The 19,397-nt window shown below is 63.6% G+C and carries 18 protein-coding genes; 12 read left to right on the top strand and 6 right to left on the bottom strand.

Annotated elements, in window-relative coordinates; genetic code table 11:
• Positions 1–35: 35 nt before the first annotated feature.
• Positions 36–563 carry a 50S ribosomal protein L10 gene (rplJ, locus tag SynA15127_RS12530; protein WP_186484372.1) on the top strand — a complete coding sequence of 176 codons (528 nt, stop codon included), beginning with the start codon at positions 36–38 and terminating at the stop codon, positions 561–563.
• 54 nt (positions 564–617) lie between these two features.
• The gene (gene rplL / locus SynA15127_RS12525; RefSeq protein ID WP_186484371.1) at positions 618–1,013 is read left to right on the top strand and encodes a 50S ribosomal protein L7/L12; all 396 of its coding nucleotides are present in this window, start codon (positions 618–620) and stop codon (positions 1,011–1,013) included.
• A gap of 254 nt (positions 1,014–1,267) precedes the next feature.
• Here the strand turns inward: rplL and SynA15127_RS12520 are convergent, their stop codons facing one another.
• Positions 1,268–1,972, bottom strand: coding sequence for a DUF3747 domain-containing protein (locus tag SynA15127_RS12520; RefSeq protein WP_186484370.1), 705 nt, complete (start codon positions 1,970–1,972; stop codon positions 1,268–1,270).
• A 51-nt stretch (positions 1,973–2,023) separates the two neighbouring features.
• Here SynA15127_RS12520 and SynA15127_RS12515 point away from each other — a divergent pair, with 51 nt between their 5' ends.
• From SynA15127_RS12515 to SynA15127_RS12490, 6 genes are all read left to right on the top strand, one after another.
• Complete coding sequence (locus SynA15127_RS12515) at positions 2,024–2,746, top strand: ribonuclease H (RefSeq protein WP_186484369.1); 723 nt, start codon at positions 2,024–2,026, stop codon at positions 2,744–2,746.
• Between the two features lie 8 nt (positions 2,747–2,754).
• Positions 2,755–3,957, top strand: a complete 1,203-nt coding sequence (locus SynA15127_RS12510; RefSeq protein ID WP_186484368.1) for a quinone-dependent dihydroorotate dehydrogenase — start codon at positions 2,755–2,757, stop codon at positions 3,955–3,957.
• 53 nt (positions 3,958–4,010) lie between these two features.
• Positions 4,011–4,943 carry a hypothetical protein gene (locus SynA15127_RS12505; RefSeq protein WP_186484367.1) on the top strand — a complete coding sequence of 311 codons (933 nt, stop codon included), beginning with the start codon at positions 4,011–4,013 and terminating at the stop codon, positions 4,941–4,943.
• Positions 4,943–5,623: a PilN domain-containing protein gene (locus tag SynA15127_RS12500; protein ID WP_186484366.1), complete on the top strand. Its 681-nt coding sequence runs from the start codon at positions 4,943–4,945 to the stop codon at positions 5,621–5,623. The genes SynA15127_RS12505 and SynA15127_RS12500 overlap by 1 nt, the downstream gene beginning before the upstream one ends.
• Positions 5,620–6,312 carry a hypothetical protein gene (locus SynA15127_RS12495; protein WP_186484365.1) on the top strand — a complete coding sequence of 231 codons (693 nt, stop codon included), beginning with the start codon at positions 5,620–5,622 and terminating at the stop codon, positions 6,310–6,312. The genes SynA15127_RS12500 and SynA15127_RS12495 overlap by 4 nt, the downstream gene beginning before the upstream one ends.
• A gap of 110 nt (positions 6,313–6,422) precedes the next feature.
• Positions 6,423–8,642 (top strand): general secretion pathway protein GspD, encoded by a 2,220-nt coding sequence (locus tag SynA15127_RS12490; RefSeq protein WP_255475507.1) that lies wholly within the window; start codon positions 6,423–6,425, stop codon positions 8,640–8,642.
• 6 nt (positions 8,643–8,648) lie between these two features.
• On the opposite strand, the gene SynA15127_RS12485 is transcribed toward SynA15127_RS12490, so the two are convergent.
• On the bottom strand, positions 8,649–9,467 hold the full coding sequence (locus tag SynA15127_RS12485) for a pentapeptide repeat-containing protein (RefSeq protein WP_370594001.1): 819 nt from the start codon (positions 9,465–9,467) through the stop codon (positions 8,649–8,651).
• Between the two features lie 26 nt (positions 9,468–9,493).
• Between SynA15127_RS12485 and SynA15127_RS12480 the strand changes: the two genes are divergently transcribed.
• Positions 9,494–10,585, top strand: a complete 1,092-nt coding sequence (locus tag SynA15127_RS12480) for a threonine-phosphate decarboxylase (protein WP_186484364.1) — start codon at positions 9,494–9,496, stop codon at positions 10,583–10,585.
• On the opposite strand, the gene murG is transcribed toward SynA15127_RS12480, so the two are convergent.
• Positions 10,546–11,601 carry an undecaprenyldiphospho-muramoylpentapeptide beta-N-acetylglucosaminyltransferase gene (gene murG, locus SynA15127_RS12475; protein WP_186484363.1) on the bottom strand — a complete coding sequence of 352 codons (1,056 nt, stop codon included), beginning with the start codon at positions 11,599–11,601 and terminating at the stop codon, positions 10,546–10,548. The two genes, SynA15127_RS12480 and murG, sit on opposite strands and share 40 nt — an antisense overlap.
• A gap of 58 nt (positions 11,602–11,659) precedes the next feature.
• Here murG and SynA15127_RS12470 point away from each other — a divergent pair, with 58 nt between their 5' ends.
• Positions 11,660–12,397: a hypothetical protein gene (locus SynA15127_RS12470; RefSeq protein WP_186484362.1), complete on the top strand. Its 738-nt coding sequence runs from the start codon at positions 11,660–11,662 to the stop codon at positions 12,395–12,397.
• Between the two features lie 24 nt (positions 12,398–12,421).
• Here the strand turns inward: SynA15127_RS12470 and SynA15127_RS12465 are convergent, their stop codons facing one another.
• Entirely contained in the window at positions 12,422–13,303 is an 882-nt protein-coding gene (locus SynA15127_RS12465; protein ID WP_186484361.1) for an NAD(P)-dependent oxidoreductase, read from the bottom strand.
• Positions 13,304–13,377: 74 nt separating this feature from the next.
• Between SynA15127_RS12465 and SynA15127_RS12460 the strand changes: the two genes are divergently transcribed.
• Positions 13,378–13,758 carry a hypothetical protein gene (locus tag SynA15127_RS12460; protein ID WP_186484360.1) on the top strand — a complete coding sequence of 127 codons (381 nt, stop codon included), beginning with the start codon at positions 13,378–13,380 and terminating at the stop codon, positions 13,756–13,758.
• Between the two features lie 36 nt (positions 13,759–13,794).
• Here SynA15127_RS12460 and SynA15127_RS12455 read toward each other — a convergent pair whose 3' ends face one another.
• Complete coding sequence (locus tag SynA15127_RS12455) at positions 13,795–15,909, bottom strand: hypothetical protein (protein WP_186484359.1); 2,115 nt, start codon at positions 15,907–15,909, stop codon at positions 13,795–13,797.
• A gap of 262 nt (positions 15,910–16,171) precedes the next feature.
• Between SynA15127_RS12455 and SynA15127_RS12450 the strand changes: the two genes are divergently transcribed.
• Positions 16,172–18,085 (top strand): DUF3604 domain-containing protein, encoded by a 1,914-nt coding sequence (locus SynA15127_RS12450; RefSeq protein ID WP_186484358.1) that lies wholly within the window; start codon positions 16,172–16,174, stop codon positions 18,083–18,085.
• A 76-nt stretch (positions 18,086–18,161) separates the two neighbouring features.
• On the opposite strand, the gene pgk is transcribed toward SynA15127_RS12450, so the two are convergent.
• Positions 18,162–19,367 carry a phosphoglycerate kinase gene (gene pgk, locus SynA15127_RS12445; protein ID WP_186484357.1) on the bottom strand — a complete coding sequence of 402 codons (1,206 nt, stop codon included), beginning with the start codon at positions 19,365–19,367 and terminating at the stop codon, positions 18,162–18,164.
• Positions 19,368–19,397 lie beyond the last annotated feature (30 nt).

Below are 19,397 nucleotides of genomic sequence, written 5' to 3'. Positions count from 1 at the left end.
TGCCCGGCTTGTTCCTTTGATCCGATCCAATCCCTATGGGCCGCACGCTGGAGAACAAGCAGCAGATCGTCGGAGAGCTCAAGGAGCTCCTCGCCGACGCCGAACTGGCACTTGTCCTTGATTTCAAGGGCCTGTCCATCAAGGAGATGTCTGACCTGCGGGATCGTCTGCGGGCCAGCGACAGCGTTTGCAAGGTGACTAAAAACACCTTGATGCGTCGTGCCATTGATGGCGACAGCAACTGGGCCAGCCTCGACCCCCTGCTGACCGGAACCAACGCTTTCGTCCTGGTGAAGGGCGATGTTGGTGCTGGTGTGAAGGCTGTTCAGTCCTTCCAGAAGGAACTCAAGAAGTCCGAGACCAAGGGCGGCCTTTTCGAAGGCAAGCTTCTCACTCAGGACGAGATCAAAGCCATCGCGGATCTCCCATCCAAGGAGCAACTCATGGCCCAGATCGCCGGTGCCATCAACGCCGTGGCCACGAAGGTCGCTGTGGGCATCAACGAGGTTCCCTCTGGTATGGCCAGGGCCCTCAAGCAGCACGCCGAAGGCGGCGAAGGCTGATTCGGCTCTGCCGAGACCACTGTTCACTGATCTGTTGCTTTCCCTTTCAAAACCATGTCCGCAAAAACCGACGAAATTCTCGAATCGCTGAAGTCCCTTTCCCTGCTTGAAGCTTCCGAGCTGGTCAAGCAGATCGAGGAGGCCTTCGGTGTGTCTGCCGCCGCTTCTGCCGGCGTCGTGATGGCTGCCCCCGGCGCTGCTGGCGGTGGTGATGGCGGTGAGGCCGCTGAGGAGAAGACGGAATTCGACGTCATCCTCGAAAGCTTTGATGCTGCCGCCAAAATCAAGGTTCTCAAGGCCGTGCGCAATGCCACTGGTCTTGGCCTCGGCGATGCAAAAGCGCTTGTGGAGGCTGCTCCCAAGCCCATCAAAGAAGGCATCTCCAAGGACGAAGCCGAAGCTCTCAAAAAGGAAATCGAAGAAGTTGGCGGAAAGGTCACGCTCAAGTGATTCTTTCAGCCGGCTCGATGCCCGGTATCGGTCCCTGCTTTCAGGGACCGATTTTTTGTCTCATTTTCGTTCAGCAATAAAAAAACCCCGCCAAAGGCAGGGTTTTTGGGTGGTAAGCATTCAGGAGTCTGTCCTTGTTTCGACCCTGAAGAGGCGTACAGCACTCCTCACACATCCGAAAGCTAGAAGGGCAGTTCTGAACTGGTGCGCCGTTCAGGTCGCTCTCTCAAGTGTCACTGTGACACTTTGCGGCTTCACCGCCCGTACGGAATCACCTCAAGCCTGATCGGTTGGCCAGGGCTGAGCGTCCCCCGCGATGCCAGGCGGGGAGGAGCCGAGGGAGTCGTCGGGGCACCGAGCCGAGCGAAGCTGTCACCGCTGTCACCACCCGCGGCCCGCGCAAGCAGGCGGTTCATCGGGTCAGGGTGGGCGAAATACACATGACTCAGGGTCCGCCCTCTGTACACACGACGCTCCAGGCGCCAGCCATCGTCCAGACGAAGCCTGACGAAGCCGTTGCGATCGCGAGCAGGGATGACGGCACGGCCGATGGTGACCGGTGTCGTGCTGCCGCCATGGCCTGCCTGCAGTTCCAGCGTGCTGCCTTTCTGTCTCAGACTCAGCCTGTAGCGGGTGCCCAGATCCTCTCCTCCACTGCGCAGCGAGTAGCCATTGCTGTCGAGATAACGGCTGCAGATGCCGGCGAAGTTGAAGGTGTTCAGCGTGGGATCCATCAGTCCGTCTGCTCGTGCTGTCCAGCACAGCGGCCGCTGTTTGATCTGCTCCAGCACCAGCAGTTTCCAGTCGCTTCGGCCGACCGGTTGCGCCAGCACCGCGAATCTCTCCTGACGCAGCGGTTTGCTGTCAAAGACTCCCCTGGCCGCCAGCCCCGCCGGCAGCAGCAGCGAGAGTGCACCGACTGCGCTCACGCCCACAGCTCGGCGGTAGGTTCGCCACATGTGCGCCATCACGGGAGCACGTGTTGTACCGGATGACGCAGGCGGGAACCAATGGCTGATGGACGGGGGCGCGTGGTGGCTGCAGCCACGGATGGCGCCTGCAGCGGCAATCCCGGTCCTGGGGGCTGGGGTGCGCTGCTGCGGTTCGAGGACGGAAGTGTGGAGGAGTTCGGCGGGCATGACCCGGCGACCACCAACAACCGTATGGAACTCCAGGCAGCCCTCGAGCTTCTGAAACGGTTGAAGGAGCTCCCCCGACATCCCGATCTGACCCTGCGCACGGACAGCAAATACCTGATCGATGGCCTGGGCAGCTGGATGCAGGGCTGGAAACGCAGGGGCTGGAAGACCGCCGCCGGTAAGCCGGTGCTCAATCAGGATCTCTGGGTGGCCCTGGATCAGGCGAGGCTCCAGGATGTGCCGCTCACCTATGTGAAGGGTCACAGCGGTGATCCTGATAACGATCGCGTCGATCGCATCGCGGTTTCGTTCTCCCGTGGCCTGGGACCTGACCTTCAGACGACCTCCGAAGCAGCTGAAGAGCCCGCGCCAGCACCGCTGCAACAGTTGCTCAGCCGTCTCGAACTGGCAGATCGGCTTGCCGCAGGGGGCTTCACGCTTCAGGTCACGGAGCTGGCGCAGTTGGTGGAGCAACCCATGCGTCAGCTGGAGGAGCGCAAGGAACCATGGATCTGGAGGGACTGGCTGGTAGAGCCTCTCCAGGGGCAGCGATGGCGGTTGCAACGCCGCGAGGCAGGATCAGGAGAACCTTGATCAGCTGAATGGCTCCATCACCGTCAGCAGGATCGATCACCAGCGGCGCCTTCTATCGGCGCTGGCTGGCTCCGATGCTGGCCCGGGATGAAGGGATGGATGCCGAGCAGCTGTCCAGGATGGCCCTGGCTGCTCTCGCTCAGGCGAGTCTGCGGCGGCGCTGGCCTGGAGTCTCCACGGTTCTGGCTGGTCTGGCCATGGATCTGCAGCGCCGGGATCTGCGCCTCGAACAGGTGTTGTTCGGCTGCCGCTTCGTCAATCCGGTCGGCCTTGCGGCCGGTTTCGACAAGAACGGAGTGGCTGCCGGCATCTGGGACCAGTTCGGGTTCGGCTTTGCTGAAGTGGGCACGGTGACCTGGCACGGACAGCCTGGAAATCCGCGGCCGCGTCTGTTCCGCCTGGCAGAGGAGCAGGCTGCGCTCAATCGCATGGGCTTCAACAACGACGGTGCTGAGGCTCTGCTCCGGACCCTGAACCGGCAGGTTCTGCCGGCCCGGGGACAGCGTCCTGCCGTTCTCGGCATCAATTTCGGAAAATCGAAGATCACACCCCTGGATCTGGCGCCCGACGACTACGCCTCATCCCTCGAGCTGCTGGCTCCCCTGGCCGATTACGCGGTGATCAATGTCAGCTCTCCCAACACTCCCGGGCTGCGTGATCTTCAGGACACCACGCAGTTGCGCCGGCTGGTGGAGCGGTTGCGTCGTCTGGCAGGTTGCCCGCCCCTGCTGGTGAAGATCGCGCCTGACCTCGAGGATGAGTCGATCGACGGAATCGCCCGACTCGCTTTCGAGGAGGGGTTGGCAGGGGTGATCGCGGTCAACACGAGCCTCGACCGTCTTGGCCTCGAGCGCCGACGCCTCGTGCAGACCGGGCGGACCCTGGCGGAGGAGCCGGGCGGTCTCAGTGGTGTCCCTCTGCGGCAGCGCGCCATCGAGGTGATCCGCCGTCTGCGTGCCGGAGCCGGTCCCGCTCTCCCGCTGATCGGCGTGGGTGGCATCGACTCTCCTGAGTCCGCCTGGGAGCGGATCACGGCTGGAGCCTCCCTGATCCAGCTGTACACCGGATGGATTTTTCAGGGTCCAGATCTGGTGCCGCGCATCCTGGAAGGGTTTCAGCAACAGCTCGATCGTCATGGCCTGCGCACTGTCAGCGAAGCGGTGGGCAGCGGTCTGGCCTGGCGGGGTGAGGACGTGCCGGAGAGTGGCTGACACCTGTTCAGCCGCTGAACAGCCGATACTCTGCCCCCAGTGGTGCGCCACCTTTGGCCCTGCTCTCCTTCGCTGAGATTCCGCAGCTGCAGGCCTTCACGATGTCCGTGCAGCGTCTGTTGAAGGCTCAGCCCGTGCTGGCGGTGGTCAACGATCAGCATTTGGTGGTCTGCTGGCAGCGCAGGCAGACCTGGTTCTGGCGACTGGGCCACTGGGCCCCGGACAGCTGCCGTGATGGTGTTCCCCTGCTGCGGGAAGCCATGGGGGAACTGCTGGCCGATCTGCTGTTTGAGTCAGACGTCCTGGGCGCGGAGATTCTGCTGGTGTTGCCGGAGGCGTCCTGCGACTGGCGCGTGCTCGAAGGGGCCAGTCTGAGTCGACTGGAGCAGGCCGAGGACCGGTCCCAGTTGTTGTCCGAACTGACGTGGTCGATCGATCCCGATGCCACGGTGCTGGCGCTCTCCCCCTGTGCTGATGCTGTTCTGGCGCTGGGAGCGGCGCGTCCGACCGTGCAGGCCTGGATCGAGGTGGTTGAGATGGCGGATCTGCCTCTGCGGCGGATGGACTGGTGTCTCAGTGCGGGTTTGCGCGCCCTGAACCGGTTCTGTCCTGATTGGACCGGTGATGTTGCCTGGCTGGTGCACAGCTGTCGCGGTCTGCGGCTTGTGCTGATCCGCGCCGGCGTGCCCGAACTGGATCGCTGCGTGTCCTTGGACGTCGACGACCCCCTTGCAGCCTGGGAGCAGCTGGTGCAGGTGGTCGATGCCTGGCAGCAGATCAACCCTGCTGCGCCGCTGGGCTGGTGGCTCTCGCTTCCGGCGAAGGAGCGGGATGGATGGGCTGGTCGCTGCGTTCAGGCCAGGGGTGACACCCGGCTGGATCACGAGATCCCAGGAGCTCCGGTGGCCTGGGATCCCCTGGACTCCTCCGAGCTCGATCCTGTGGTGGAGTTGGTCCTTTCAGCACTGCCTGGGGAACGGGCCTGATGAGCGAATCCCTCCGCCCCGATCTGCTGCGTGAGCATCGTCTCGCTCTCGGTCTGCCGGCATCGCCTCCTCCGCTGCGTCCCGCCCGCGGGCTGCTGCTGCTCGGGGGTGGTCTGGGGGTGGTGGTGGTGCTAACCAGCCTTGCTGTGCATCAGCTGCTCTCGGCCAGGGAACAGGCGCTCCAGCAGCAGGTCGACACTCTCGCGTTCGTGGAGCAGCGCGTGCAGCGCGCTCAGGCGCGCATGGTGCAGCTGACGCAGCAACGAACAACCCTTGAGGCGGACACACGTCGCATCGTCGATCAGCTGGTGTCGGTGCGCTCCGGTTCAGCCTTCCTGGCGCAGCTGCAACGGGTCACCCCTGCTGATGTTCAGTTGAAGACGGTGCGTGTCCAGCCGTCTGAGATCAGCATCAGCGGCGTGGCCCGAAGTACAGGGGGGACCGGCGCCTACGAACGCATCAATGCGCTGGCCCTGAATCTGGAGGCTCTGTCCGCGGTGCTGAGCGATGGTGCGGTCGTTCAGAAGGCGACCGCAGAAGAGGACGGGCTCACCTCGTTCAATTTGAAGGTGGCTATCGATCCCGCGGTGCGCACCTCTGCGGAGGATCTTCGTGCTCTCGGTGCCGACGGACTGGCACGCCGATATGCCCTTCTGCGCGATCGCGGGCTGGCGCTGTGACCAATCTCAACCCCGCAGCCCGCCGTCCGTTCCTTCGTCGCGATCACCTGCTGGTCGGTATCCCTGCTGTCGCCGGTGTCCTCATTTCCATCGCGGTGCTGGTGCTGCTGGTGCAACCCGCCCGTCAGCGGGTGGGAGAACTGGAGACGCGGGTCGGGGATCTTCAGGCCCTCCAGCGTCGGCTGCCCAATCTGGAGGGGGAGCTCGATGGGGCATCCCTGGCCCTGCGTCGTGCCCAGCTTCAGCAGGGTCTGCTGGTGGATCTGATCGCAGGACGTGATCGCATCCGTACCTTCCTGGCCCTGCTCAATCGCGAGGCGGCGGGCTCGGGCGTGGTCATCCAGCTCTATGAGCCCATGGCCTCGCAGGCAGCATCTCCTCCCCCACAGGCCGGCCAGGGGGAGAAGGCAGCCAAGCCGTCCGGTGATCCGCTGCTGGCTCTGGGCTACACCAAAACATCGATCGCCCTGCGGGTGCTCGGGCCCTACGACGGGCTGCAGAGGTTCCTGCAACGCATGGAAATGCTGCAGGTGCTGGTGGAGAGCAGTGATCTTGCCCTGGAGAGTCGTGACGACGGGGAGATCAGCCTCGGCCTGCGGCTGAGTTTCTATGACCGCCAACCATCGTCGGAGTCTGAGAAGCCTGCTGCTGAAGCCGATCAGCAGACTTCGACACCACCTCCGGCTTGAGGCTGGTGGCCTGCCGGTGCCATCGATACCATCCGCGCAGACACCACCCTCCGGAGTTCCGTCCAGGCGTGCTTTTCAACGGATCCCGGAGATGGCTGCCCCTGGCGGTCATGCTCGGCGTGACGCTGACAGGCGTCAGCGCTCTGCCCAATGCCAGTCCTGCCTCCCAGGCCCGTGGGACGGTTCAGCCTGAGCTGAAGCTGCTGCAGCGCGACGGACGTCTTGATGTGATCATCTCCGGGGCCGGTCCCGGCGCACGGGTGCGTCAGCAGCGTCAACAGGCGAGCAGCTGGCAGGGTGTGCTGACCCTCGGGGAGGGAGCTGGAGCTGTCGGGTCGGCTCAGAAGCTGTCGATGCAGTCTCTGGGACTGGCCATGGTCCAGCTGCGTTCGGACGGTTCCGCGACGACGCTTCGGGTGGAGGCAAATCCCGGTCAGGTTCTATCCGCTCCGCAGATCAGAGCGTCCGGAGACGATCTGATCATCAGTTTCACGGGCCTTTCCCCCCAGCGTCCGGAGCAGTTGAGCGGCCGTCTGGATCTGACCCGCCCCGGTCGTGTGGCCCAGCCTGGCTTCGTGCCTCCGATGCGCCCCCGGGCCGTGGCACCTCCTCTGGGCGATATGGCCGTTGGCACGATGCTGATCAACAACCGCAGCTTCGTGCAGGTGAGTGGGCCTTCGGTTTCGCTCACCCTCAACAATGCACCTGCCAAGGACGCACTGATGTCGTTGGCGAGGCTGGGGGGGTACGGGTTCGTCTTCGTCGGAGACGGTGCCGGTGGCAATGGTGAAAACGCCAGTGGCACGCCGGTGAGCATGGCCTTCCGGAACGAGCGATTTGACCGGGCTCTGAACAGTGTGCTGCTGGCGTCCGGACTGCAGGGAAAGATGGATGGCCGCACGCTGTTGGTGGGGACGTCAGTGGCTGCCAAGACCTTTGGGCCTCAGATGTCCAAGGTGTTTCGGCTCAATCAGGTCGACGTGGAGGGCGCCGCCCAGTACCTGGCCAGCATGGGCGCCTCGATGACCCATGTGAAGACCATTCAGATCACCACTGGGGAAGCGGCAACGGCGGGGGCCACTCAGATCAGCAACGCCGCCTCTCAAACCACCAACCAGGTCACTGAGACCGAGACCTACGGGAGCGCCACCGGGCCTCTGGTAGGTCTCAGCGGCGTGACCAATTCGCGATTGAACACTGTGACGCTGGTGGGAGATCCCGGCCTGATCAACATCGCCGAGTCCTATCTGCGGCAGCTTGATCTGCGGAACCGCCAGGTGGCAGTGAATGTGCAGATTCTCAGCGTCTCGCTCACCAACGACAAAACCATCGACGCTTCCTTCTCAGCGCGCATGGGTGACAAGTACGTGGTCAGTGAGAGCGGTAAGGCCCATATGAATTTCGGCCGATACCGGCCGGGAAGCCGATCCGGCACCGGCCTGATTCAGGAGGGCGGGCCCGTGGAGCCGGGGACCTACGCAGCCGGGACGGCCGGAGTGGCGGAGCAGCAGGTCTTTGATCCGCCGTTCGTTGAGGCGCAGCAGGTGGTGGTCAATGCCGAGGGAGAAACGGAGCTGGTTCCCCGTCTCGATCAATTCGGTCGCCCGATCTACGTCCCCTCGACCGATCCGGCGGCGGCTCCGGCACTCAAGCCTGTGCTGGACAGCAAGGGCCGGCCCATCTACGTCGATGGTCAGGATCCGTCCCGTTTCCAGCAGCCACAGGATTCGTTCTACGCCTACGTCGAATCACTGATCACGTCCTCCAGCGCCAAAACACTGGCCGAGCCGACTCTGATCGTGCAGGAAGGCGAGCAGGCGCAGGTGGAGACCGGTCAGAGCGTGATCACGGGTGTGGATGCCACGGAAACCGCCAACGGTTCGACGCAGTTTCAGAACACGCGTGAGAACGCAGGACTGACCGTTGACGTGTCGGTTCAGAAAATCGATGACAACGGCTTTGTGACGCTGACGCTTGATCCGGAGATCTCCGTTCCGATTCCCGCAGGCACGCAGCAGGGCGTCGCGATTTTCAACATCCAGGCCCGAAAGCTCAGATCCGGCCGGGTGCGCCTGCGGGATGGGCAATCCCTGATCCTCACCGGTGTGATCAACGAACAGGACCGTCAGCAGGTGCAGAAGTGGCCGATCCTCGGCGACATCCCGCTGATCGGACAGCTGTTCCGACAGTCGGCCTCCTCGCGCGTCAAGGATGAACTGGTGATCATCGTCACGCCCAGGATCCTCGATGACGATCAGGGCGGCAGCTTCGGTTACGGCTACCGAGCAGGCACCTCCGCAAGCCGTCAACTGGTGCAGTCACGCCCCTGAGTCCGATCAGGGAAGGATCGGCATCAGAGCCTTCAGGGCGATCGGGGCCAGGGTCTGAACGGTCGACAGCATGCTCCCCAGCAGTGCCGATCCCAGTCCGTTGCCAGCCGGGGTGGCTGCAGCGGCGGGCTCCTGAACGCGGCTGCTGGCCCGCTTCAGCTGATCGGCTTTGATCGGATCACCCTGCTGCTCAAAAAGCACTCCGGCGTGCGCAAGGTCGCGCCCGGCCAGATCTGGCTTGCCCTGCTCTCCGCGGCTGAGCCCCCGCGCCACCCAGCTCAACGCCTCCTGCGGATCCTGCAGGATGGCGGCGCTGAACAACTGCTCCGCCTCCATCCAGCGACCTGAGAGGGCAGCGTCAACGCCCGCATTGTGCAGGTAAGCGTGGCTGCGGATGCCGCGAACGATGCCCTGTGCTCCCTGCCAGTGGCTTTGATCCAGGGCGCCGACATCCAGGCGGGCGCCGCTGAGGTCTGCATCTCTCAGGTCGGTTCCGTACAAACGGCTGCCACGCAGATCCGCACCACGTAGTGAGGCCCCCCTCAGGCTTGTGAAGCTCAGATCGCTGCCGCTGAGATCGGCGCCATCCAGGCGTGCCTCACCGAGGTTGGCCCGCTGCAGCCTGGCGCCGGCCAGTTGCGCATCACGCAGATCCGCATGCACCAGATCCGCATCAGCCAGCCGGCAATCCGGGCAATGACGTTGCTGCAGTACCCGGATCAGATCCCCAGGAGCCGTGGGTTGCGCTGCAACGGGAGCCCCCAGCAGCAGGATCGAGAGCAGGCAGCCTCGAAGCGGCATGGTGGGATGGAGTGAGGGGGTCACGTCCCTGCGTTCTATCGAGGGTCGGGATGGGCGTCGACCTGCGCCATGGCGGAAACCGGGTGGCTCTGGCGGCGCAGCTGGGCTGTCGTCCCTCCGAGCTGCTCGATGCCAGTGCCTCTCTTGTGCCCTGGACTCCGTGGCTGGGCCGGTTGCCGCTCGGTGCGATCCGCGACTATCCCGATCGCAGCCACGCCGCTCTGCGACAGGCGATCGCGACTTGTCACGGGCTTGATCCGGATCTGGTGCTGCCGGGCAACGGTGCTGCTGAGCTGTTCACCTGGGTGGCACGGGAAGCCGCCGCCGCCGGTGTCAATCTTCTCCCGGCGCCAGGCTTCGCTGATTACGGGCGCGCCCTGCGTTGCTGGAATGCCGACTGGCGCGAGCAGAGCCTGCCGCTGCACTGGTCAGCGAACTTCCCACAACGTTTTCCATCACCGGCGGAGGCGGCCGTGCTCTGGATCTGCAATCCGCACAACCCAACGGGTCAGCTGTGGAGTCGCGCCTCGCTCGAACCGCTGCTGCAGCGGTTCTCTCTGGTGATCTGCGACGAGGCCTTCCTGCCACTGGTGCCGGCGGGTGAGCGCCAGTCGCTGATTCCGCTTCTGGCTGATCACGACAACCTTGTGGTGGTCAGAAGTCTCACCAAGCTGTTCGGGATCGCTGGGCTGCGTCTTGGGTATGTCCTCACGCGCCCTGAACGGCTGCAGCGCTGGGCGGGCTGGCGTGATCCCTGGCCCCTCAACGGTGTGGCGGCTGTCGTCGGGGAGAGGTTGCTCTCGGATCCGGCGCGATACCGCAGCTGGTGCGCCAAGGTCCAGCGCTGGACGGCCAGCGAGGGGGCCTGGATGCAGGAGCAGCTCAGCCATCTGGATGGTGTCTCCGCCCTTCCCTCCGCAGCGAACTACCTGCTGATTCATGGCGATCACTCCCTGGTGAGGATGCGGCAGGAGCTGGAAGAGCGTCATCGCATCCTGCTGCGGGATTGCGGTTCATTCCGTGGCCTGGGCGAACGTTGGCTGCGCATCGGTCTGCAGACGCGGAGACGCAACCGTCGGATCGTCGAGGCTTTGCGTCGGGTTCAGTCCACAAGGCTGCTGAGCAGGTCCACCAATCGCTGATCGGCGTCCTGTACGGCCAGTTTCTCCATACCCGTTCGCATCTCCTGCAGCAGCTCCGTATCCGTTCCGAGCAGCCTGAGGATGGTGTCCCGCAGTGCCGTTGCCTCGGGGGCATGCTGGTGCACGATCACGGCACCGCCGGTGCGAGCGGCGCAGGCCGCATTCGCCTCCTGATGGCGATCGGCAGCCTGGGGAAATGGAACCAGGATCGAGGGGGTTCTGCAGATGGCCAGCTCACTGAGGCTGCCTGCACCCGCTCGGCTGACTGCCAGATCGGCATGCTGCAACAGGCCGGGGATCTCATCACTGAAGGGGAGTTCCACCAGGTTCGGATGCTGAAGTTGTCCGACTTCAGGGTCGTTTCGACCGGTGAGATGCACGATCCGGCATCCCTGCTCCAGCAGCTCCGGGACCACAGCGCGGACCATGCGGTTGAGCCCAACCGCTCCCTGGCTGCCACCGATCACCACCAGCAGAGGGCCGTCGCTGATCGGCACCCAGTCCGGTAGCGGCTGGCTCTCCAGAAACGCAGTTCTCACAGGCATGCCTGTGAGCAGCGGGCGATGGCCGGGAATGCGATCCGACGCCACGGGGAGTCCCACGGCCACCGCACGGCAGAACCGGCCCATCAGTCGTGTCACGCGTCCCGGGATCGCGTTGGCTTCATGGAGAACGGCCGGAACACCGCACCAGCGCGCGGCCACGATCGCCGGAGCTGCGATGTAGCCGCCGGTGGTGAACACAACCTCGATTCGCTCCCGTCGGATCAGTCGCCGGACCGTACCGATGGCGCCGATCAGACGGATTAGTTGAATGAGCTTGTTGAGACCGCGACCCTGAAGCCCGCCTGCGCGAACCGTTGTCAGGGGAATGCTCTCCGGGACCAGCTGCGTTTCGAGCCGGTCGGGCACTCCCAGCCACCGCACCTGCCAGCTGTCCGGCAGGGCTTCCGCCACGGCAATCGCAGGGAAGAGATGCCCCCCCGTGCCGCTGGCGGCGATCAAAAGCCGGGTCATGACGGCAGACGTCCCCCCATGCGCGACTTAACTTAGGCCCACTGAATGGTTCCGACTGGTGCGTTCACTGATTCGGGCAGCGGTCTTCTCCATCCTCAGCGGAACGATGGTCGCGTTGTTCGTTGAGGGGGCTCGGGCTGCAGATGGATTCGGTCCCCGTCTGGAGCAGGTATTGAACGGCGGCAATTCAGCCGATCTGGCCGCCCTGGTCGCCGGTGATGAGTCGTCGGTTCTGGAGCGTCGTTACGCGAGATTCAGCAAGGAGTTTCCTGAAGCCCGCTGGAGTGTCCGCCCTGCGGACTCCCTCAAGGACGGACGCCCGACCTTCGAGGTCACGGTCAATGGGGTGGGAGAAGCCGATGGGCTTCGCTACCGGCTGGAAGCCAGCCAGCGTCTTGCTCTGAGCATCGAAGGCGGGCGGATCCTCGACCAGCAGCTGCTGGAGGAACAGTCGCTGCTGCGCAGTGGCGATCAGCCACTGCCGGTGTCGCTCGAGATCCCCGATGCAGTGCTCACCGGCAGCCGCTACGACGTTGATGTGATTTTCGAACAACCCCTGGGTCAGGCCATCGTGGCCGGAGGGCTGATTCCGCTGACTCCCCAGGAGGTGGCGGAGCAGGCACGTCCCAGTCTGCGTCTTGAGCCGATGGGTGGTGGCGGTCTGTTCAAGACCGTTCAGGCGCCGCAGACACCTGGATCCCAGTTCTGGGCAGCGATGCTGGTGCATCCTGACGGGGTCGTGACCATGAGCAAACGGGTTCGCGTCGTCAGCTCCAAACAAGAGTTGGATCACTAAAGTAACGATATCGTTGCGTTTGCGTCACGATATCGTGTCAAAAAGGCGATGCAGGGCGGAGACGTCCTCGTCCCCATGCCCGCGGCCGATCAGTTCGGCCTCCTGCTGTTGGACCAGATTGCTGATGGGCAGTGTCAGCTGAACGCTGTCTGCTTCCTTGAGGGCGATGCCGAGATCCTTGTGATGCAGGGACAGGCGGAATCCCAGGGGGTAACGCCCTGCGAGCATCCCGTCGGCGCGATTGCGTAGGGCCCAGGATCCCGCCGCTCCACTGCTCAGTGCCGCCACCACCTCCTGCATCGGCAGACCGAGCCGTGTCCCCAGGGCCATCGCTTCGGCGACGGCTGCATAGCTGCCTGCCACCAGCACCTGGTTCACAGCCTTCACCTGCTGTCCGCGTCCCACCGCTCCGAAGTGATGAACCGTTCCACCGATCACCTCCAGCAGAGGCCGCACCCGTTCCAGGGCCTCAGCGTCTCCGCCGGCCAGCACCGTGAGGGTGCCGGCCCGAGCTCCCTCGGTGCCGCCCGTCACAGGGGCATCGATATAACTCACGCCCTGTCGTCTCAGTCGCTCTGCGGCGGCCACGGCTGTGGAGGGAGCGATGGTGGAACAGTCGAGCACCACGCTTCCGTTCGGGAGTGATGCAGCGGCTCCCTGGCGACCGAAGAGAACGGAGTCCACGGCAGCATCGTCACTGACGCAGAGGATCAGCACGTCTACATCCCTGCTCGCCTCTTCCGCGGAGCTGCAGGCCTGACTGCCCTCCAGATCCGGATGCTGTTCCGCAGTTCTGCTGCGGGTGTGCACCTTCAAGCCCAATCCGGCCCGTCGCAGGTTCACCGCCATGGGCAGGCCGATCGCTCCCAGGCCCACCATCCCAACGCGCAGGTCAGATCTGGTCATGCCTTGCTCTGAGTTCATTCAGATCTTCGCCGGGTGATCCAGCCACATTGCCAACCATTGATCTGCGGTTCCCCATGCGCCTGCCGACCCTGGCTCCCCTTGGCCTGATCGTCCTCACCATCGCTGAGCCGATGCTTCCGGCATCAGCCCAGTACATCTACGACGATGGAACGGACGTGGCGATGCGCCGCGACAACGGTCTTTCCGCTGCGCAGCGCGACGAGCTGTTCAGAGCCAGGCGATCCTGGAAGCAGAGCAACTTCGACCGTCGGGTCGGAATTCTGCGGAGTGAGCAGCGCTGCATCAACCGGGCTGCAGATGCTGATGCTTCCAGGATCTGCCGGCAGGACAAGAATCGTGCCCGTCAGCAGCTTCGTTCCGAGTATCTGGCAGAGATCAATCCTGTTCGGCGTCGGGTCGGCCTGCCTCCTCTGGAGATGCGTCGGAAACGTTGAAATGGATTGCGATCATCCAAGGCCAGCGATGGTGTTTCAGGCGAGTGCTGGCGACTGGAGCCGCTGATCATCCGAAAGGCCGACAAGCTTGCGGAGAATCGTGATCGCATCCGACACGCCGACGGAGCCATCTTCATTGACATCCATCACCAGTCGTGGCTCGACACCCGGGAAGGCAGCGAGATCGTGCTCCAGCCCAACGATGTGCCGAAGTGTTGTGATCGCGTCGGACACGGAGTGTTTCCCATCCCCATCGTTGTCCCCCAACAGTCCCACCAGCTGGGTGCTGGTGGATCCGGTCAGGGTGTTGTCCGCATCCACCTGGCCGCTGACTGAGAGCACCGATGTGCTGCCGGTGGAGGCGTCGCTGTTCACCGTTGCCTTGAGCTGCAGCAGGGTCGCCTGATTGGTGACGGGATCCACCGGGAGGTCGCTGGTTCCGTTGAGGTTCACCGTGAGCTGATGGGTGCTGGTGTCGGCGTGGCTGGCGTTGATGCTCCAGCCAGCCTCCTCCAGCGTGGGGTCCAGGCTGACGGGGTTGGAGGCGTCGAGCAGAAGAGCTGCCGGGTCATGGCGCACCGTCACACTCAGATTGCGGATGCTGCCTGGGTTGGCGAGCTGAACTGGAAGACCGGAGTGGCTGCCAACCTGAATGTCCTGGCCACCGGTTCGCGTGAAGCGTGAGCTGATCAGGGTCGGGGTTGCTTCGGATGCCGTGATCTGTAGAGCAGTGGCGGAGCCGAGCTGGGTTGTCCGCGCTGCATCACGGAAGAACGCCACATTCATCGTCTCCTGGTCTTCGGCGACACCGTCCCTGGAGATCGACTGGGACCAGACGAAGACTCCGTCGTCGTCAATGGTTCCCGAGCCCTGGAGCTGACCGCTGACGAGGTCATCGCTGGTCAGGCCGTCTCCACTGGCGCTCCAGTAGAGAGTTTTGCCTGCATCCGCCTTGTCGCTGACCGCGATCAGAAAGGCTTCATCGCCTTCACTGAGCGTGGTCCGGGCCGCATCGATCACCAGAGAGGATCGGCTAACGGCAGTTTCGGTGACGGTGAGGCGCAGCGGCTCGTTCGGGGCCTGCTGGAAGTAATCCGGATCGCGGCTGGCCCGGGCTGTGATGTCCAGCCATTCGTCAGCTTCTGCGTCGGCGTTGGCAACGATGTCGATTTCGATGGAGACCGTGCGCTGTCCCGCGGCGAATTCGGCGCGCAGGCCGGTTTCAAAAACAGCGTTGTCCAGCAGGACATCATGGAAGAAATCCTGGTGATCGCCATCCTTGCCATACCAGTTGAGATCCTCATGGCGATCGAAGTCGATCAGCACTGAGGCGGCCTCTGAGAGATCGCCGTCGTAGCGGGTGAACACCAGGCGGGCTGTTGACGTTCCGGACGTGGGTTCCTGGATGGTGCTGCCGCCTTCGAACTGAACGCTCAGGGAGGGAGTTTTCCAGGTGCGGTTCAAGTCATGGTTTCCGGAATCGCCCAGCAGACTCACGCCCTCGATGGGGGTGGAGCGGGCTCCTGTTTCGTGACCGTGCAGCTGCTGGAGGGCCTGAATATCGAGGGGTGTGAACGCGGGATTGCCGTCGGAGTCGATGGCATCGACGTACGACATCACCGTTCCATTGGTATCGATCGCCGCATCGACATCCCCATCACCGGATTCATGGGGGTGCTCAAGTCCGAGAGCATGGCCCAGTTCGTGAAAGGCGACGCCGGTCCAACCCGCCTCACTCGATCCCGCGAAGGATGAGGATTCGTGGTGAGCATCGGCGGCAATCTCGATCGTGTAATCCTGCGGATCACCGCGCTCGAGCCTGCCGTCGTCGTAGGTCAGCCATGAGGAGCGGTAGATGCCCGAACTCTCGCCATCCAGGGTGGTCCGCGGCGTGTCGGGGTCAGATCTCGGCGCTTCCTGGATGATCACCTGGGTCTTCGCGTGACCCAGCGGAACAACCGCGAACTCCGGTTCGATCAGGGAATCCGTGTAAGCCAGCACGTAGTCCCACCAGCTGCGTTTGGTGGAGGTGGCGCTGATCGTCTCATCGAACGAGACGTAGATGACGCCGTCATCGCTGAACAGATATTTCGCCGCCAGTTGCTCAGCGCTCAGCGACGAGCCGTCTTCGATGATGATCGCAGTGCTCATGGGAGTTGTCGCGCAAGCGCTTCGGCCGATATCGGCAACCTAGGCAGACCACCGGTAGCCAGAAACCGTGTGATCGAAGTGGATTTGAGCTGACTCGATCACCTGGGGTGCTGCTTGGAGCCGGCACAGCTGGCACAGCTCATCGATCAAACCCTTTGATTCGTCCAAATCGGTTGAGATTTTGTCTGCTTGATCCCGTTTCGGTTGTCACTGTGCCCTTTCGATTTCGAAGCTGAATTGATATCTGGCTTCGGTGCTGCTGATGCAACGTCTTCCTGGTGTTTTGCTGTCAGGCGTCATCGCCTTGCTCCCCGGACTGACCGCCTGCGGCAATGATCCTGGGGCGGCGCTCGGCAGCAAGGCCTCGGCAGCGGCACGCACCGGTCCGGAGGCCCAGTGCATGAGCGGCAACCGCGCCTATTTCGGTGACACCCACCTGCACACGGCCCTGTCGCCCGATGCCGGTCTGGCCGGCACCAAGCTTGGCTTGGACGAGGCCTATCGCTTTGCCCGCGGCGAGACCGTCACCAGCAACACCGGCCAGAAGGCGGCTCTGAAGCGCCCGCTTGATTTCCTGGTGGTGGCCGACCATTCCGAGAACCTTGGTCTCGCCCAGGGCCTCGAGACCTCCAACCCTGAACTGCTCAAGTCGTCGCTGGGTCAGGAACTCCACGACCTGCTCAAGGCGGGCAAGGGCCGGGAAGCCTTCTATTTGCTTGTCCAGTGGATGGCCAAGGGATCTGAGGCCCTGATCTCCAACGACGCCTACATGACCAACGTCTGGGAGATGAACAACACGGTGGCCGAGCGCTACAACGACCCCGGCACCTTCACCAGCCTGATCGGCTACGAATGGACCAGCCAACCCGGCGGCGGCAACCTCCACCGTGTCGTGATTTTCCGGGATGACAAAACCCTGACGGACAAAATCCTTCCGTTCTCCGCCTTCGATTCAGAAGACGCTGAGGATCTCTGGGCCTTCATGGCGGCCTACGAGAAACAGACCGGTGGGCGTGTATTGGCCATCCCCCACAACGGCAACCTCTCCAGCGGCACGATGTTTCTGCCGCAGCACCAGAAGACCGGTGTTCTGATCGATGCGGACTATGCGCGGATGCGCCAGCGATTCGAGCCTCTTGCGGAGATCACGCAGGCCAAGGGCACCGGCGAAACCCATCCGCTGCTTTCGCCGGAAGATGAGTTTGCCAACTTCAACATTGTCGATAATTCCAATCTCGGCGGCATCAAGCCCACAACGCCGGAGATGTATCCCTACGAATATGCCCGTGCTGCCCTGCGCCGCGGCCTGAGGCTCGAGCAGGAGCTTGGGGTGAACCCGTTCAAGTTCGGGATGGTCGGCTCAACGGATTCCCACTCCTCGCTGCCCTCCACCGCGGAGGACAACTGGTGGGGCAAGTCACCGGCCCTTGAGCCCATTCCGGAGCGCTGGAAAGACGTCCTGATCAAGTCTTCGAAGGATGCCTCCCTCGACCTCACCGCCCTGCAGCTGGGGGCATCCGGCCTGGCAGGGGTCTGGGCGTCCGGGAACACCCGGACCGCCCTCTGGGATGCCATGGCCCGCAAAGAGGTGTTCGGCACCAGCGGCACCCGCCTGATCGTGCGGGTCTACGGCGGCTACGACTACAGCGGTGATGAGATCAAAGGTGCGGACTGGGCGTCGGCCGCCTGCGCCAAAGGGGTTCCCATGGGTGGTGATCTGATGGCGGCCGCCGATGGCCAGGTTCCGTCGTTGCTGGTGCAGGCCCGCAAGGATCCTGATGGCGCCAATCTCGATCGCATTCAGATCGTCAAAGGTTGGCTGGATGACGCCGGCAAGACCCACGAGCAGGTGTTTGACGTCTCCTGGAGTGATGCCGACAAGCGCACCCGCGGCGCTGACGGCAAGGTTCCGTCCGTTGGCACCAGCGTGAATGTTCGAGAGGCGACCTACACCAACAGCATCGGCGCCACCAACCTCACGGCCCACTGGACCGACCCCTCTTTTGATCCCAGCCAGAAGGCCTTCTACTACGTGCGGGTCTTGGAAATCCCGACGCCCACCTGGCTGGCCTACGACCGCAAGAACTTCGACCTCTACGACGAGATGCCAGACAACGCCCCATACACCAGTCAGGAGCGGGCCTACTCCAGTCCCATCTGGTACAACCCCTCCTGAGGTTCCGGCCAGCAAAAAGCCCGCCCCCGGAGAAGGGGCGGGCCGACGGTCGCTTTGAGAGCAATCGGATCAGAGATCAGGCTTCGTTCAGGGCAGCAACGCCAGGCAGCACCTTGCCTTCCAGCAGCTCGAGGCTGGCGCCGCCACCGGTGGAGATGTGAGACATCTTGTCGGCGAGCCCGGCCTTCTCAACGGCTGCAACGGAGTCACCGCCGCCGATGATCGTGCAGCAGCCCTTGCCGCTCAGCTCAGCCAGGGTGGTGGCGATGGCGTTAGTGCCAGTGGCGAATTTCTCGAATTCGAACACGCCCATGGGGCCGTTCCAGATCACGGTCTGACAATCCCCCAGGGCGGCCTGGAACACTTTCACCGCATCCGGACCGATGTCCAGACCCATCCAGCCGTCGGGGATGGCGGTCACATCGGCCACCTGGCTGTTGGCATCGGGGGCGAAGTTGTCGGCCAGCACCACATCCGTGGGCAGCAGCAGTTCGACGCCCTTGGCCTTGGCCTTGGCTTCCAGCTCCTTGGCCAGCTCCAGCTTGTCTTCTTCCACCAGGCTCTTGCCCACCGAGAGGCCGCGGGCCTTGTAGAAGGTGAAGATCATGCCGCCGCCGATCAGCACCTTGTCGCACTTGTCGATCAGGGCCTCGAGAACGCCGATCTTGGAGCTCACCTTGGAACCGCCGACGATGGCAGCGAGGGGACGTTTGGGTTCATCGACAGCGCCCTGGAGGTACTGAAGCTCCTTCTCCATCAGGAAGCCGGCCACGGCGGGCTTGAGGAACTTGGTCACACCCTCGGTGGATGCGTGGGCGCGGTGGGCGGCACCGAAGGCATCGTTCACGTACACCTCGGCCAGGCCGGCGAGTTTCTCGGCGAAGCCGGCTTCGTTCTTCTCTTCCTCGGCGAAGAAGCGCACGTTCTCAAGCAGCACCACGTCTCCGTCCGCCATGGCCGCCACCTTGGCCTCGGCGTCGGGGCCGATGCAGCTGTCGGTTTTGATCACGGGCTTGCCCAGCAGCTCGCTCAGGCGGGCGGCCACAGGGGTGAGGCGCATGGCGTCGTTCACCTGACCCTTGGGGCGTCCGAAGTGGGCGGAGAGGATCACCTTGGCGCCCTTGCCGGTCAGGTCATTGATCGTGGGCAGCGCTGCGCGGATGCGGGTGTCGTCGGTGATGGCACCGGCGTCATTCAGGGGCACATTGAAATCAACCCGCACGAGGACGCGTTTGCCGCTCAGGTCTCCGGCATTGAGGCTGGCCAGGGAACGCTTCGCCATGGGGTTGTGTTGTGCGGTAAGAAATCGGGA

Source organism: Synechococcus sp. A15-127 (genome assembly GCF_014280215.1).
Lineage (GTDB): Bacteria > Cyanobacteriota > Cyanobacteriia > PCC-6307 > Cyanobiaceae > Parasynechococcus.
Note: the sequence above shows the minus strand (reverse complement) of the source record. Positions and strands in the feature narration are given on the sequence as shown.

Bases quoted from the DNA above. Each gene is read 5' to 3' on its own strand.
- SynA15127_RS12515 (WP_186484369.1), top strand. From the start codon at position 2,024: ATGGCTGATGGACGGGGGCGCGTGGTGGCTGCAGCCACGGATGGCGCC.
- SynA15127_RS12520 (WP_186484370.1), bottom strand. From the start codon at position 1,972: ATGTGGCGAACCTACCGCCGAGCTGTGGGCGTGAGCGCAGTCGGTGCA.
- pgk (WP_186484357.1), bottom strand. From the start codon at position 19,367: ATGGCGAAGCGTTCCCTGGCCAGCCTCAATGCCGGAGACCTGAGCGGC.
- SynA15127_RS12450 (WP_186484358.1), top strand. From the start codon at position 16,172: ATGCAACGTCTTCCTGGTGTTTTGCTGTCAGGCGTCATCGCCTTGCTC.
- SynA15127_RS12460 (WP_186484360.1), top strand. From the start codon at position 13,378: ATGCGCCTGCCGACCCTGGCTCCCCTTGGCCTGATCGTCCTCACCATC.
- rplJ (WP_186484372.1), top strand. From the start codon at position 36: ATGGGCCGCACGCTGGAGAACAAGCAGCAGATCGTCGGAGAGCTCAAG.
- SynA15127_RS12490 (WP_255475507.1), top strand. From the start codon at position 6,423: ATGCTCGGCGTGACGCTGACAGGCGTCAGCGCTCTGCCCAATGCCAGT.
- rplL (WP_186484371.1), top strand. From the start codon at position 618: ATGTCCGCAAAAACCGACGAAATTCTCGAATCGCTGAAGTCCCTTTCC.
- SynA15127_RS12465 (WP_186484361.1), bottom strand. From the start codon at position 13,303: ATGACCAGATCTGACCTGCGCGTTGGGATGGTGGGCCTGGGAGCGATC.
- SynA15127_RS12455 (WP_186484359.1), bottom strand. From the start codon at position 15,909: ATGAGCACTGCGATCATCATCGAAGACGGCTCGTCGCTGAGCGCTGAG.
- SynA15127_RS12500 (WP_186484366.1), top strand. From the start codon at position 4,943: ATGAGCGAATCCCTCCGCCCCGATCTGCTGCGTGAGCATCGTCTCGCT.
- SynA15127_RS12480 (WP_186484364.1), top strand. From the start codon at position 9,494: ATGGGCGTCGACCTGCGCCATGGCGGAAACCGGGTGGCTCTGGCGGCG.
- SynA15127_RS12510 (WP_186484368.1), top strand. From the start codon at position 2,755: ATGGCTCCATCACCGTCAGCAGGATCGATCACCAGCGGCGCCTTCTAT.
- murG (WP_186484363.1), bottom strand. From the start codon at position 11,601: ATGACCCGGCTTTTGATCGCCGCCAGCGGCACGGGGGGGCATCTCTTC.